The organism is Pseudomonas sp. GM50 (assembly GCF_000282375.1).
GTDB lineage: Bacteria > Pseudomonadota > Gammaproteobacteria > Pseudomonadales > Pseudomonadaceae > Aquipseudomonas.
In genome coordinates this window covers 25,729-41,345 of the sequence record NZ_AKJK01000071.1, presented here as the reverse complement: position 1 = coordinate 41,345, position 15,617 = coordinate 25,729, and the positions used below count along the sequence as shown (strand labels likewise).

10 protein-coding genes are annotated in these 15,617 nt (G+C 59.8%); all 10 read right to left on the bottom strand.

Annotation, left to right across the window (positions count from 1 at the left end; translation table 11 throughout):
* Positions 1-300 (bottom strand): MHYT domain-containing protein (locus PMI30_RS11980; RefSeq protein WP_008010926.1); only part of this gene is annotated, 300 nt, incomplete at its 3' end.
* Positions 301-562: 262 nt separating this feature from the next.
* Positions 563-2,044 carry an efflux transporter outer membrane subunit gene (locus PMI30_RS11985; protein ID WP_008010923.1) on the bottom strand — a complete coding sequence of 494 codons (1,482 nt, stop codon included), beginning with the start codon at positions 2,042-2,044 and terminating at the stop codon, positions 563-565.
* Positions 2,041-5,148 (bottom strand): efflux RND transporter permease subunit, encoded by a 3,108-nt coding sequence (locus tag PMI30_RS11990; protein ID WP_008010921.1) that lies wholly within the window; start codon positions 5,146-5,148, stop codon positions 2,041-2,043. Before PMI30_RS11990 ends, PMI30_RS11985 begins: the two co-directional genes overlap by 4 nt.
* Complete coding sequence (locus PMI30_RS11995; protein ID WP_008010919.1) at positions 5,145-8,249, bottom strand: MdtB/MuxB family multidrug efflux RND transporter permease subunit; 3,105 nt, start codon at positions 8,247-8,249, stop codon at positions 5,145-5,147. The genes PMI30_RS11990 and PMI30_RS11995 overlap by 4 nt, the downstream gene beginning before the upstream one ends.
* On the bottom strand, positions 8,246-9,562 hold the full coding sequence (locus PMI30_RS12000; RefSeq protein WP_008010918.1) for an MdtA/MuxA family multidrug efflux RND transporter periplasmic adaptor subunit: 1,317 nt from the start codon (positions 9,560-9,562) through the stop codon (positions 8,246-8,248). Before PMI30_RS12000 ends, PMI30_RS11995 begins: the two co-directional genes overlap by 4 nt.
* A 177-nt stretch (positions 9,563-9,739) precedes the next feature.
* Complete coding sequence (gene tpx / locus PMI30_RS12005) at positions 9,740-10,240, bottom strand: thiol peroxidase (RefSeq protein WP_007901300.1); 501 nt, start codon at positions 10,238-10,240, stop codon at positions 9,740-9,742.
* 256 nt (positions 10,241-10,496) lie between these two features.
* Positions 10,497-10,940: an SRPBCC family protein gene (locus PMI30_RS12010; protein ID WP_008010917.1), complete on the bottom strand. Its 444-nt coding sequence runs from the start codon at positions 10,938-10,940 to the stop codon at positions 10,497-10,499.
* A 47-nt stretch (positions 10,941-10,987) separates the two neighbouring features.
* Positions 10,988-12,556, bottom strand: a complete 1,569-nt coding sequence (locus PMI30_RS12015) for an S-type pyocin domain-containing protein (RefSeq protein WP_008010916.1) — start codon at positions 12,554-12,556, stop codon at positions 10,988-10,990.
* A gap of 96 nt (positions 12,557-12,652) precedes the next feature.
* A complete protein-coding gene (locus tag PMI30_RS12020; protein WP_008010915.1) occupies positions 12,653-12,928 on the bottom strand; it encodes a bacteriocin immunity protein in 276 nt (91 codons plus the stop codon).
* Positions 12,925-15,492, bottom strand: a complete 2,568-nt coding sequence (locus PMI30_RS12025; RefSeq protein ID WP_008010913.1) for an S-type pyocin domain-containing protein — start codon at positions 15,490-15,492, stop codon at positions 12,925-12,927. Before PMI30_RS12025 ends, PMI30_RS12020 begins: the two co-directional genes overlap by 4 nt.
* Between the last annotated feature and the right edge of the window lie 125 nt (positions 15,493-15,617).

Sequence of the window (15,617 nt, the reverse complement as noted above, 5' to 3'; positions counted from 1 at the left end):
TGGCTGGCTGACCAGCCACAGGGCAAAGCCGCAAGACAGGACCGCGATCAACAGCGATAGCGATGTGAGGGTGACGTCGTAGCCCAGATCGATCGGCAATGTGAATGCGAGCATGCCGATGAAATGCATCGACCACACGCCAACCCCCATCGCAAAAGCGCCGCCCGCCATCCACAGATGCACTGCCCGGCCCTTGGCCGTGGCGATGCGACCGGTGAGGTCTAGCGCGGTATAAGAGGCAAGTATCGCCACACAGAGCGATATGAAAACCAGCGTAAAGGAATAACTACCGATGAGCATGGGACTTCTCACGACCGCCCCCGCCGTGCCGCGTTCGTTCACTGGGAGCAAAGTCGGCGATTGTACTGATTCCGCGGACGAACGCACTCACAAAGTCATCAAAAGGCCATCAAGATGACGGTAACTCAAGGCACATGACCTGTAGGAGCGAGGCTTGCCCGCGAAGAACGATGACGCGTAATACCTGAAAAACCGCGGCGCATTCTTCGCGGGCAAGCCTCGCTCCTACAGGATCTTCTTCGCTCGGATTTATTGACTTTTGCTATTGCTTGTCGCTCACCTGAAGCTGCCCGTCCCACCCGCCGCCCAGCGCGGCGATCAACTGCACGCTGGCGATCAAGCGGCTCTGCAGCAAGCTCAGTACGTTGCGCTCGTTGCTCAACGCCGTGGCTTGAACCACCACCACATCCAGATAGGCAATCAGCCCGGCCTTGTACTGATTCCGGGTCAAGCGAAGGGATTCGCGCGCCGCCTCCAGGGCTTCCTGACGCACCTTGGCCTCGTCTTCCAACACCTTGAGCTGCACCAGATAGTTTTCCACTTCACGAAAGCCGTCGAGCACGGTCTGGCGGTACTTGGCGACGGTCTCGTCATAGGCCGCTTCGCTGCGATCGACTTCCGCCGAGCGCTGCCCGCCGTCGAACAGGGTCATGGCCAGTTGCGGGCCGACCGACCAGAAGCGGTTCGGCACGCTGATCCAGTTGCTAGAGGTGCTGCTGCTATAACCGCCGTTCAGGCTCAGGGTCAGGTCTGGGTAGTAGGCGGCTTTGGCCACGCCGATGTTGGCGTTGGCGGCCATCACCGAGCGCTCGGCGGAGGCGATGTCCGGGCGGCGTTCCAGCAACTGCGAAGGCAGGCTCAACGGCACCTGCGGCAATGCAGGGATGTCTTGGGTTTCAGCCAGGCTGAACTCGGCTGGCGGCAGACCAATCAGTACAGCAATGGCGTTCTCGAACTGCGCACGCTGCCAGATCAGGTCGACCATCTCCGCCTGAGTGCTTTTGAGCTGAGTGGTGGCCTGGGCCACTGCGTCCTTGCCGGAGACGCCCGCGCGGTACTGGTTTTCGGTCATGGTCAGCGAACGCTGATAGGCCTCGACCGTCGCTTCCAGCAGGCGTTTCTGTTCGTCGATCACCCGCAATTGCAGATAGTTCTGCACCAGCTCCGATTGCTGGCTCAGGCGCATCGCCGCCAGATCGGCAAAACTCGCCTCGGCGTTGGCGGTGTCGGCTTCCAGGCCTCGGCGCAATTTGCCCCAGACGTCCGCTTCCCAACTAACCCCGGCCTGCGCGGTGTAGGTGTCGCGAATACCGCTGGAGGAACTGCTCAGGCTCGAGCTGCTGCTACCGGTGCCTTGGCTGGAACGGGTTTTCCCGACCGTCAGGTCCACCGTCGGGAAAAACGCCCCCCGGGCACTGCGCACCAAAGCCTGGGCCTGGCGGTACTGGGCTTCAGACTGAGCGACGGTCTGGTTGGCGCTGTTGAGTTTTTCGATCAGGCCATTGAGCTGCTGGTCACCATACAGCTCCCACCAGGCACCACGCGCCAGAGAATCGCTGGGGTTGGCCTGACGCCAGCCAGCCGCTTCCTTGTACTGTGCCGGCGCGGCGGCTTGCGGGCGCTGGTAATCCGGGCCGATGGCGCAGGCGCTGAGCATCGCCACGCACAGCGACAGGCTCAGCAAGCGCGAGCCTCTGGCCGTGATCAGCGGTGCAGCCAGGTTTATAAGCGAACGGTCAGTCATAGCGGAGTTTCCAGAGCAGCATCGGTACGCACCCCACGCCAGTGGTTGAAGCGATGGCGCAGTTTGTCGAGATAGAGGTAAACCACCGGGGTGGTGTAAAGCGTCAGCACCTGGCTGAAGACCAGCCCGCCAATGATGGTCAGGCCCAGCGGCTGACGCATTTCCGCCCCTTCGGCACGGCTCAGCAGCAACGGCAAGGCGCCGAGGATTGCCGCCAGGGTGGTCATCAGAATCGGTCGCAGACGTTGCAGACAAGCGCTGCGGATCGACTCCAGCGGCTCAAGGCCTTGGTGCCGTTCCAGTTGCAGCGCCAGGTCGATCATCAAAATGGCGTTTTTCTTCACCACGCCAATCAGCAAAAACAACCCGAGCAAGGAGATCAGGCTGAACTCGCCGCCCAGCACATAGATCGACAGCAACGCCCCGACCCCGGCGGACGGCAAGGTCGAGAGAATGGTCAGCGGGTGGATGTAGCTTTCATACAGCACGCCGAGCACCAGATACACCGCCACCAGCGCACCGAGGATCATCCACGGCTGGCTCTTCTGGGTCGCGGCAAACGCATCGGCGGTACCGGCCATTTTCGCGATGACGTCTTCCGGCAAACCGACCTTGGCAATCGCCCGCTCGATGGCCGCCGAGCCCTGCTCCACCGTCACGCCTTCGGCCATGTCGAAAGCGATGCTTTCCGAAGCGAACTGGCCTTCGTGGCTGACCCGGTCGTCTTCCAGGCTGTTTTCATAGTGAGCGATGGTCGACAGCGGAATCCGCGCACCGTCGGCAGTGATCACTTTCACCTGATTCAGGGTGATCGGGTCTTGCGCGTATTTCGGATTGACCTCCATCACCACCTGATACTGGTTGAGGCTGTCGTAGATCGTCGAAATCTGCCGCTGGCTGTAGGCGTTGTTCAGCACTGCGGTGACCATGTCCATGTCCACGCCCAGACGCTTGGCCTGATCGCGGTCGACAATCAGGGTCACTTGCTGGGCGCCACGGCCTTCGCGCGCGTCGATCGCCGTCAGTTCCGGCAGCGCCTTGAGGGCGGCGACGACTTTCGGATACCACTCACGCAACGCGCCGAGATCGCCGCTTTGCAGGATGTAGGAATACTGCGAAGTGGTCTGCTCGCGACCGCCACCGAATTGCAGGTCCTGATCCGCCATCAGCATCAATTGCGCACCGGGCACCTTGGGCATTTCCTTGCGCAGGCGTTCGATGACTTTCTGCGCAGACAGGTTGCGTTCCTTGATCGGTTTGAGCCGCACCAGCATGAAGGCGTTGTTGGTGCCGTTGTTGCCACCGATGAATCCGGCAACGCTTTGCACCGCCTCGTCCTTGAGCACGGCGCGGCGGAAGATTTCCATTTTCGGCTGCATCACGCTGAACGACAGCCCGTCATCGCCACGCACGAAACCGATCAACTGGCCGGTGTCTTGCTGAGGTAAAAATGTTTTAGGAACAACGATATACAGCGCGATGTTCACACCAATCGTCACGAGCAGACTGAGCAGGGTCAGTCGACGGTGACGCAACACCCAATCGAGACTGGTGGCATATTTGCCGACCATCCACTCGTTGGTCCGCTGGCTCCAGCGCTGCAGGCGGTTTTCCTGCCCCGGCGTATGCGGCTTGAGCCAGCGGGCGCAGAGCATCGGCGTCAGCGTCAGCGACACCAGCAGCGACACCACAATGGCCGCCGCGAGGGTGATGGAAAACTCGCGGAACAGGCTTTCGATGATCCCGCCCATGAACAGGATCGACAGGAACACCGCCACCAGCGAGACGTTCATCGACAGCAGCGTGAAACCGACTTCCTGGGCCCCCAGGTACGCGGCCTTCATCGGCGGCACGCCCTTGTCGATGTGCCGGGAAATGTTCTCCAGCACCACGATGGCGTCGTCCACCACCAGCCCGGTGGCCAGGATCAGCGCCATCAGCGACAGGTTGTTCAGGGAGAACCCGTAGAGGTACATCACCGCAAACGTGCCCACCAGCGACACCGGCACCGCCAGGGTCGGAATCAGCGAGGCACGGAAGTTACCGAGAAACAGGAACACCACCAGAATCACCAGCGCCACGGCAATCAGCAGGGTCATTTCCGCTTCATGCAGGGTGGCCTTGATTACCGGCGAACGGTCCATCGCCAGGTTCAGTTTGACGCTGGCCGGCAGCACGGCCTGCAACGCCGGCAATTGCGCCTTGATCTCGTTGACCGTCTCGATGATGTTGGCACCGGCCTGGCGGTTGATCACCAGCAATACCGCCGCGTCGTCGTTAAAGAACCCGCTGTTGTAGCGGTCCTCGACGCCGTCACTGACCTTGGCCACATCCTTCAGGCGCAGGGCGGCGCCGTCCGCGTAGTGAATGATCAGCGACTCGTAATCCTTGGCCTTTTCCAGTTGATCGTTGGCCTGCACCTGCCACAGCCGCTGGCCATCTTCGACCGAGCCCTTGGGCCGGCGCACGTTGGCGTTGGCGATGGTGGTGCGCACATCGTCCAGGGCCACGCCGTACTGGTTGAGCGCCTGGGGTTCGAGTTCGATGCGCACCGCCGGCAACGAACTGCCACCGATCTGCACTTCACCCACGCCCTGCACCTGGGACAAGCTCTGCGACAGGATGGTCGAGGCCAAATCGTAGAGCTGGCCTTTTTCCAGCACGTCCGAGGTCAGCGACAGCACCATGATCGGCGCCTGGGACGGATTGACCTTCTTGTAGGTCGGCATGCTGCGCATCCCGCTCGGCAGCAGGTTGCGCGAGGCATTGATCGCCGCCTGCACTTCCCGCGCCGCGCCGTTGATGTCGCGGTCCAGGTCGAACTGCAGAATCACTCGGGTCGAACCCTGGCTGGAACGGCTGCTCATGGTGTTGACCCCGGCGATAGCGCCGAAGGAACGCTCAAGCGGCGTGGCCACGGTCGAGGCCATGACCTCCGGGCTCGCACCGGGCAAGCTGGCCTGGACCACGATCACCGGGAAGTCCATCTGCGGCAGCGGCGACACCGGCAACAGGCCGAAGCTCACACCGCCCAGCAGCATGATCGCCAGGCTCAGCAGCATCGTTGCGACTGGGCGCTTGATGAAAGGTCCGGACAGGTTCATGGCTGTTCTACCGCTTCCACGGTGTCAGATTTACGGCCCCAGCGCCGTCCGAGGCGATCGAAGTACAAGTAAATGACGGGTGTGGTGAACAAGGTCAGCACCTGACTCACCAGCAAGCCACCCACCATCACCAGACCCAGAGGCTGGCGCAGTTCCGCGCCGGAACCGGTGGCCAGCATCAATGGCACGGCACCGAACAACGCCGCCAGGGTGGTCATAAGAATCGGCCGAAAGCGCAGGAGCGCCGCCTGATAGATCGCCGTTTCCGGGTCCATGCCTTGGTTACGTTCCGCCTCGAGCGCGAAGTCGATCATCATGATCGCGTTCTTTTTCACGATGCCGATCAGCAAAATGATGCCGATGATCGCGATCATCCCTAGGTCATTGCCGCTCAACAGCAGCGCCAGCAAGGCGCCGACCGCCGCCGAGGGCAAGGTGGAGAGAATGGTGATCGGGTGAATGTAACTCTCGTAGAGCACGCCGAGCACGATGTACATGGTCACCACTGCCGCCAGAATCAGCAGCAAGGTGCTCGACAGCGACGCCTGGAACGCTTCGGCCGCGCCCTGGAACTGAGTCTGCACGCCAATCGGCATGCCGATGTCTTTCTGCACCTGATCGATGATCTGCACCGCATGCCCCAGTGCCACGCCGGGCGCCAGGTTGAAGGACATCATCACCGCCGGGAACTGGCCGATGTGGGTGATCGCCAGTTGCGCCTGACGCTCCTCGACATGCGCCAGGCTGGACAGGCGCACCTGACCGCCATCGGTGGTCTTGACGTGAATCTGGTTCAGCGCATCCGGGCCGATCTTCTCGCCGGACTGCGATTGCAGCACCACGCGGTATTGGCTGGCCTGGGTATAAATGGTGGAAATCTGCCGCTGACCGAAGGCGTCGTACAGTGCGTCGGTGATGTTCGACACCGATACACCGACCCGCGACGCCGCATCACGGTCGATCACCAGATACACCTGCAAGCCCTTGTCCTGCAAATCGCTGGCGACGTCGGTCAGCTCCGGCCGTTGCGCCAGCGCCTCCACCAGACGCCCGCTCCACAGGCTGAGCAACTCGGAATCCGGCGACGACATGCTGAACTGATACTGCGTGCGGCTGACCCGGTCTTCGATGGTCAGGTCCTGCACCGGCTGCATGAACAGGCGAATGCCGATCAGCTTGTCCAGTTCCGGTTGCAGACGCGCAATCACTTCGGTGGCGCTCAGGTCGCGATTGCTGTGGGACTTGAGGTTGATCAGCAGCCGGCCACTGTTCAGCGTCGAGTTGTCGCCATCGACCCCGATGTAGGACGACAGGCTCTCGACCGCCGGATCGGCCAGGATCACCTTGGCCAGTTCCTGCTGCCGCTCGCTCATCGCCGCAAAGGAAATCGACTGCGGCGCCTCGGAAATACCCTGGATCACCCCAGTGTCCTGCACCGGGAAGAAACCCTTGGGCACCACCATGTACAGGAACACCGTCAACGCCAGCGTGCCGATAGCTACCATCAAGGTCAGCGGTTGGTGCTTGAGAACCCACTTTAACTTGCGCCCGTAAGCCGCGATCATCCAATCAATTGCGGCACCACTGGAGCGGTAGAACCGGCCCTGTTCTGCTTCCTTGGGCTCACGCTTGAGCAGCCGCGCGCACATCATTGGCGTCAGGGTCAGGGAGACGACAAGTGAAATCAGGATCGCCACCGCCAGGGTGATCGCAAACTCGCGGAACAAGCGCCCCACCACGTCCGCCATGAACAGCAGCGGAATCAGTACCGCGATCAGCGACAGGGTCAGGGAAATCAGGGTGAAGCCAATCTGCTTGGCACCCTTGAGCGCCGCTTGCAGCGGGCTGTCGCCCTCCTCGATAAATCGTGAAATGTTCTCCAGCATCACGATCGCATCGTCCACCACGAAACCGGTGGCGATGGTCAGCGCCATCAGGGTCAGGTTGTTGACCGAAAAGCCTGCGAGGTACATCACGCCGAAGGTGCCGATTAATGACAGCGGCACGGCCACCGACGGAATGATCGTGGCGCTGGCCCGCCGCAAGAACAGGAACGTGACCATCACCACCAGCGCGATGGCGATCAGCAGTTCGTGTTGCACGTCGGTGACCGAGGCGCGAATGGTCTGGGTGCGGTCGGTGAGTACGGTAACTTCGAGGCCGGCCGGCAGGTTGTCGGTGATGCTTGGCAGCAAGGCCTTGATGCGGTCGACCACTTCGATGACGTTGGCACCGGGCTGGCGCTGGATATTCAGCAGCACGGCCTGATTTTCATTGGCCCACGCCGCCAGACGTTCGTTCTCGGCTCCATCGACAATTTCTGCCACATCCTTGAGCCGCAACGGCGCGCCGTTGCTGTAGGCGAGGATCAGGTTGGCGTAGTCCTTGGGTGATGTCAGTTGGTCGTTGGCGTCGAGCATCGACACCCGGGTCGGGCCGTCGAAGTTGCCCTTGGGCTGATTGACGTTGGAAGCGCCGATCAGGGTGCGCACGTCCGACAGGTTCAGGCCATTGGCCGCCAGGGCCTCGGGATTGACCTTGATGCGCACGGCCTGACGCTGGCCACCGGCAATGCTGACCATGCCGACGCCGCTGATCTGGGCGATTTTCTGCGCCATGCGGGTGTCGACCAGATCATTGAGTTTGGGCAACAGCATGGTTTTTGAGGTGATGGCGAGGGTCAGCACCGGGGTGTCCGCCGGGTTGACCTTGTTGTACACCGGCGGTGCCGGCAAATCCTTGGGCAGCAAATTGGTCGCGGCGTTGATCGCGGCCTGCACTTGCTGCTCGGCAACGTCCATGTTGATGTCCAGGCTGAACCGCAGGGTCAGCACCGAGGCGCCGCCAGAACTGGTGGACGCCATCTGGGTCAGGCCAGGCATCTGCCCGAACTGACGCTCCAGCGGCGCGGTCACGGCGCTGGTCATGACATCCGGGCTGGCACCGGGATAGAGCGTCATGACGCGAATGGTCGGGTAATCGACCTGAGGCAATGCCGACACCGGCAGCAGCCGATAGGCGATCACGCCGGCCAGAATAATCGCCAGCATGCTCAGGGTCGTGGCGACCGGGCGAAGGATGAACAGCCGCGAGATGTTCATGCGCCGCCCTTTTTCACCTTGTCGGTGGCCGTCGCGTCAGGCGCAGTGGCGGCCGACTTGCCTTGCAGGTGTTCGGTCGGGGTGGTCGGTACATCCTTGCTGTCGTTGACGACCTCCACTTCGCTGCCTTCCTTCAGGCGGTCAGTGCCTTCCAGCACCACCCGATCACCAGCGGCCAGCCCTTCGGTGATCACCGTGTTGTCACCGTCACTGGCACCGACTTTCAACTGGCGGATGGTGACCTTCTTGTCGCCATCCATGGCATAGACGAACGTGCCGTTGGTGCCGAACTGGATCGCCGCCGAGGGCGCAAGCACCACGCCCTTGAGGGTGTCGGCCAGCAAGTGGACGTTGACGAACTGGTTGGGGAACAGTGCCTGATCGCGGTTCTCGTAGCGGGCCTTGAATTTCAGGGTGCCGGTGGTGACGTCGATCTGGTTGTCCAGGCTCTGCAACACCCCAGTGGCCTGCAATTTGGTATCGCCACGGTCCCAGGCTTCGGCGGGCAGCTTGGCACCGGTGCGATAGCGGGCCAGCACGATGTCGAGGCTGTTTTCCGGCAGAGTGAAGGCAACGCTGATCGGTTGAGTCTGGGTGATGATCGCCAGTGCCGTGGTGTCATTGGCGGCAACAAGGTTACCGACGTCCAGTTGACGCAAGCCCACACGCCCGGCGATCGGCGCACGGATTTTGGTGAATTCCAGATTGAGCTTGGCGTCGTTGACCGCCGCCTGATTGGTCTTGACCGTGCCCTGGTACTGGCCGACCAGCGCTTCGGCGGTGTCCAGGGTTTGCTTGGCGATACTGTCTTCGCGGTACAGGCCGCGATAGCGCTCGACATCGACCTGAGCGTTCTTCAGTTGTGCCTGATTCTGCAGCAAGGTGCCTTCGGCCTGGAGCAAGGCGTTCTGGTAAGGACGCGGATCGATCTCGGCCAGCAGGTCGCCCGCCTTGACCATTTGCCCTTCTTCGAACGAAATCCTGATCAGTTCGCCGCCCACCCGGCTGCGCACATTGATGGTGTTCAGCGCCGTGACCGTACCCAGCGCCTTGTAATACAGCGGGAAATCGCCCTTGACCGCCGGTGCCACGCGCACCGGGACCGGCCCGGTCGCCCCGCCGAACCCCGGACGCATTCCCCCCGACCGGCCGGTGTGCCCGGCCACGGCTTTTTGCCCCGTACCTTCTTTCGGCGCAGCGCCACCGGGCCAGAATTTCCAGCACACAGCGGCGATGACCAACAGGACAAGCAGGCCAAACAGCCAGCGACGGGGATTACGGGAAGCGGAGGATTGCATTGAGTGATCAACCATTGGGCGCGTGGGCTTTTTTACATGAGGCTGAACGATAAGCACTGGCGGGTCTGAAGCAAAGCGCCTTTACCGGCAATTTACCTTCGGCTTACGTAACAGGAAGTTTGGTTAAGACACTGAAGCACAAATGAAAACGGCCTGGACAGGGCCAGGCCGTTAACAATTGTAAAGGTATGCTTATTTCAGAGCTGCGAGAGCCGCTTCGTAGTTCGGTTCTTCAGCGATTTCCTTGACCAGTTCGCTGTGCAGGACCTTGTCGTTTTCGTCCAGAACCACGACGGCACGGGCAGTCAGGCCTTTGAGTGGGCCATCGGCAATCGCCACGCCGTAGTTCTCGATGAACTCGGCACCGCGCAGGGTCGACAGGTTTTGCACGTTTTCCAGGCCTTCGGCGCCGCAGAAACGAGCCTGGGCGAACGGCAGGTCAGCGGAGATGCACAGCACCACGGTGTTGGCGACGTCATTGGCCTGGGCGTTGAACTTGCGAACCGAAGTGGCGCAAGTCGGGGTGTCGATGCTTGGGAAGATGTTCAGCACTTTGCGCTTGCCGGCGAAGCTCGCCAGGGTCACGTCCGACAGATTGCCGGCAACCAGGGAAAAGGCTGGCGCCTGGGAACCGGCTTGTGGCAGTTGGCCGTTGACTTGAACCGGGTTGCCTTTAAGAGTGACTTGAGCCATGAACGGAGTCCTTCTGAACGTTGATGTAGATAATTTTGACGAGGCCGAAGTTAACCACGAAATCGCCTGACGACCTATGCCCAGATACAAATTGTGATATGTCGTCGCACAAAACTGGATACAAGCGATTCAACAAAACTTACTAACACTGCCCAACCCTGTGGGAGCGGGCTTGCCCGCGAAGGGAGCACCGCGGTGTAACTGGCAGACCGCGTTATCGTTCTTCGCGGGCTAGCCTCGCTCCTACAGATAGCTGTCAGCCCAGCAAACGCAACATATTGCGGTGCCGCGCCTGGAAAATCCGCCGCATGTAGGCATTGACCAACAGCCACTCCAACGGTGCGCCGCCAATCGCCGCATAGGTCACACGGTCGGTGTACAGCGTACCGCCCTTGCCCGCCGCCACACGGTGTTCATGACGAAAGGCACGCAATGGTCCCTTGAGCATTTCATCGATGAAATGCGTGTCACCGACCTCGCGGATCACCACCGTCCAGTTCGACGGGATCACGTTGAACATCCAGTGACGGAAACGGAACTGGCGACCGGCTTCGATGCGCAGGTTACTCAAATCAATGTCGCTCAACAGCGTGACTCGCTCTGGAAATATCTTCGGGAAGTTGATGCCTTCCAGGCAGAAATCGAGGACTTGCTCGGGGGTACGATTGGGGACCAGGGTGGTGAGTTCCAGTACAGGCATAGACCGTAACATTCCTTTAATCGGCGGGGTGGCTGAAAGCGGCAGTGCTAGGACTTTGCTTGAGCAATGGTTATTTCGGGGTATTCGTTCCGGCCTCTGAACATGATGTAAAGCGGGTCCAGGCCAGATTCCGGCGGGAACACCACAACATAGTCATCGAAACGAATCGCAGCCATGTCGTTGAAAGACTCCAGCAAGGGCACAGGTGAAGACCGGAGGAATCCCAGCCGATACTCGGGGGCCGGCGCCAGGGTTGATGTTGCTTCAAGGGTAGCTGGCGCGCTCCAGCTCACGATCATCGGGGCCGGCCCGTCAGCGGTGAAGCAGTAAGTCTTCATCTGCGCATCCCAGACAGCAGCTCGCACCCTCACCCTGGAGGACAATACATTGCCATTAGTCGGCGTAATAGCCACCTGAAGCAATGTGTGTATTTCTCTCAGGCCTCGGGACATCGTCCCTGGTGGAACGGCGTACGTGCCGCTGCTCATCCTGAACGGAAGATCGACTTCGGCCCCCGTCACGGCCAAGTCTTGCCAATCCTTGCCCTCGATCGGCAGTAACTCGAGCAGCGGAACGCTGAGCCCGTACCTCCCCACTTCAGCCCGGCTGGTGAATTCGAATTGCAGCACGGCGGCGTATTGACCTTGATGGTCCTGGGTTCCCGAGGTTATCTGCCAGGTAAACTCCGCCACCGCCGAGCGTATGGCTTTTTGTAGCGCAACCCGATGGGTCTCCAACAGTTGCGAAAGGTCGCCATCGAGGAAAATACCCGGTCGCCCATTGGCAAAGGCAAGCGGCGCAAAAAGCAACTCGCCCGCCTGGGTCGGCCCTGCTCCCTGCTGATAACGCTGATCAACGAGTTGTGTTTGGGCGACCGCCAGCAGCGCTTCAGCATCCACTTGAAAACGATGGAGATGTTGATTGATCTCATTCAGCTTCGCCAGATAACGGTCGTGAGTGGCATTGATCTGCTGGGCGATACTTTGCCACTGCGCGAGTTCGGACCGGGCGTAGGATAGCTCGCGTCGGGCGCTGTCTCTTTTGAACCCGATGCTCATTTTCCAGAATTCGTATCGGCGGGCTGCCAGGCGCGATTGAAATTCAGAAGTCTCCAGAGCACGGATGTCCGCCTCGCGTCCACGGATGTCCACTTGAGCGTTCTGTCGCTGACGCAGGTGTTTGATTCGTTGCTCGAATACACTGAGTGCCGCATCTGCCGCCCGTTCTGTCTCCGCCAGATCTACAGCGACTTTTTGTACGTCAGCCAGGTTCCGGGCGATACGTTGCTGTGTCATCTGCGCCGGGGTCAACGGTGCTCCCGGTCTTGCAGCAACCGGACGTGGAACAGGAACACCCTCCCCTTTTAATGCTGCACGCCCCTGTTTGTGGTGCCAGTCTTTGACGTAGTACACGACCGAGTCCGATGAATAAGTGTTCGTATCGTCCTCTGGCGGATAAAACAGCAGGTCGGCCCCTTTGGGATCACCGACGATGCGGTCGAAATGATTGATCAGTCGGTCGTGGTCCTGTTTCGGCAGATCGACGGCCCAGATCCTGTTCACCAAGGCCTGGAATTCCGATTCGGTGTAATCCTTGAGTGTTGTTTTAAGTTCCATCTTTATTGCTTCCTTGTTTCGGGCACACAACGGCTGCCAGATAACAGCATCTGCTCATGTGTGATGAGCAGATGCCTTTGAATTGGATGCGTGCAGTTACTCTGGCTTGAAGCCGGGTTTGTTATTGAGTGCGCGCCATTCTTTGACTTCTTTCAGAACTCCCTCTGGACTGTCCTCTTGGCCTTCCTTGGGATAGAAGATGACGTCAGAGCGGTCGGGGTGTTCGGTAATCATTTCAAAATGCTGAACGCGTTCAATCATATATTTATCAAAGTCGTCCGCTGCCAAGTCCTCTCCTCCATCAAAAAACTCTCTAAGGAAATCAAGAAATTCAGACTCTGTGTAATCTTCGAGGCGCGAGGTGTGTTTCATAATTGATTGCCTCCTTTGTGTAAAAGAACATGTCGTCTGGGCGTCATCACCACAATATTCTCCATGTCATACACCCCTCCACCTTGTGCAATTTCTAATCGGTGATGGAGTTCAAACTTTACTCGACCTCCGTACTGATCATTTGTGATAGGGAAAGGTGCGCTGCCCTTGCGCATAAACCTTAAGTTTGTGGCATTGAACTGAGTGCTTAAGCTTATGTCAGCCGCAACAGTCCTCCAAAACGCCTCTCTGAACCGATGAAAGTCAGCAAACTCCTTCCCTCTTAACTGGTCTGCGATCTGCGAAGGAATCGGCGCACCGTCCGTTCGTGAAGCATCGCCTAGCCATACACCTGATACCTGCTCCCCAACCCCGATCGCCACACCCGGATCGTCACGCCGATCCAGAAACAGAACATCCGGCGAAGGCAACTCCATATCCGCCGGGTACCCAGGAATACTGGCACCGATCTGCCCTTCGTCAACAGCCGGAAACGTCTCGTTTTGCGGTAAGACCGGGATGATCGGTGTACCGGGATAAACCGCTGGAATCGACGGTGTAACCGGTAAGGTTGTCGGACCGAGGTGTTCGATACCTGGCGGAACCAGAGGTGTCCAGGTTCCGACACCAACCGGACGAATCGGCCAGGGCAGGACCGCAGGAGTGATCCCCAGCCGTCCCTGGATGCTTTGCGGCGTGGTGATGCTGATTTTGTCGAGGTTGAAAGGATTGGCGCCGAGCTCTGCCCGCTCCTGATAGAGCAGTTCGAACTCGCGTCGCTCACCGACCCAGGTACTTTTCGGCGCGTACGGCGCGAAGCCTTGTTCGATGCGCTTTTTGTTCACCTCATCGAATTGAGCGATGAGCGCCGGATGCTCGCCGAGCGTTCGCCACAGCGCTTCGTCGAAGGCGGAAAGCGAATTGAATTCACGACCACGAAACTGGTCGCCGATCTGCACGGGAATGGCAGCACCTTGTGCCTGGCTCGCGGTTTTCCACCAGTCATTCGCCGCCGGCTTACCGACCCCTGTGACGACGCCCGAGCCTATCGCTGGCAGATTGAAGGTGAAGTAAATCGGCGGCTGATCAGGCACGCACACAATGCAATCGCTGATACGCAGATCGACGCCCGCCGCAATGCCCTCGACCTGGGGTGTCAACACGCTCAGCCCGGGCTGACTGGCAGTGGCAACCTGAGTGGTGTCCGGGGTGAATTGCAGGTGCCTGGCTGGCGATCCGGGAATCTCGGCGCTATAGAGGCCGGTCAGCGGGTCAAGCACCGCATTGATGACCGGCACATCAGCACCAATGGCATCGCCCGTAGCGACAGCGATGATCGCGGTGCCTTCCGGCACGGTTTCAGGTTTGAGTCGGTATGCGACCTCCACTGAACCGCCCGCATCGGCGATCGATTGCAACGCTTGGCGGTCAGTAAGGCCCAACGCTTGCGCCGGCACCCCGACAGACTGAAACAAACGCCGACGTTGCTCAGCGCTCAACTCACCATCACCAAGGGTTGGCGAGTACACCATCGCGGTGACGAACACCGGTCCCGTTTTTGCGGCAATCCGCCCGAAATCGATGAGGGTATTGACGGCAGACTGGATAGCCATTTCAAGCACTGCAGCGCCTTGCTGCGCAACGAATATGCCATCGCGCGTCAAAGCCATCCCGCCAGCAGTCAGCGAAGACACCGGGACTGTCAGCGTGTTGGCTTGCCTGACCCGCTCAACCCGTGCATCTTCATCGGCCTGCTGCTTGAAGCGAATTCGAGCTTCACGTTGCTCGGCGTACTGGCGCTGGGCCTCCCAGACCGCTTCCCTTTTGCGCCAGACAATCGTCTGCTCGGCATGACGCCTTGCCAGCGCGCTGGACTTGTCAGTGAGTGCGCTTATCTGTGTGGATAGCAGCCGCGCTTCGTGGGCCGCGTTGTAGGCGTGTTCCCAGATATGGTGGCCGTCGTTGAGTGCCTGGCCGAACTGCCCCAGTCGCGTCAGGTAATCGTTTGAAGTACGGGTGAATGGATCATGACCATCAAATGAACGGGCGACTGCGTTCCTGGCATTAAGCTCGGTGGTTTTGCGGGCGATGAGCCCATCGATCTCATTTTTTTCTTTGGTGATCAGGTAAAGCTGCCAGCGTTCGCTCGAATTGCTGTTGGGCGCCCGTCGTGCAGCCGAGATTTCTTGTTCAAGAGATGGCGCGAGTTGCCCGGCCCTGTCGGCAAAACGACGGTCCACCTCACCCCTGATAGCGTCATGACGCTGCGCCAGCCCCGCCAGAAACTGGTGAAGAGCCTGAGCCTGTGCTGCGGCTGCCTGTGCTTGAGCCGCCTCGGCTTGCGCTTTGGCCTCGGCCTGCGCGCGCTCTTTTTCCTTCTTCTGACGATCCGCTTCTATGGCCCGCCTGCGGGCCTTTTGCCTTTTCTTGCTGGTTTTACCGAATCCGCCTGAAACCCCTCCGCCGCCACCAAAACCGCCGCCAGAGCCACCACTCGAAGCGGGTGGTCCCGACCTGATGACAACACTTCCTGACGTTCCATCGTAATGTGTTTGTTGTGCCATACAGTCACTCCTTGTCTGTAGGGCACAGCATGTCGATGGAGCCGCAGTCGGGTGCGGTACATAGTTATCGGGGTGGATTTAAATCAAGGTGCCATTTAAGGGAATGGGTCATTTGCACAGGTAAC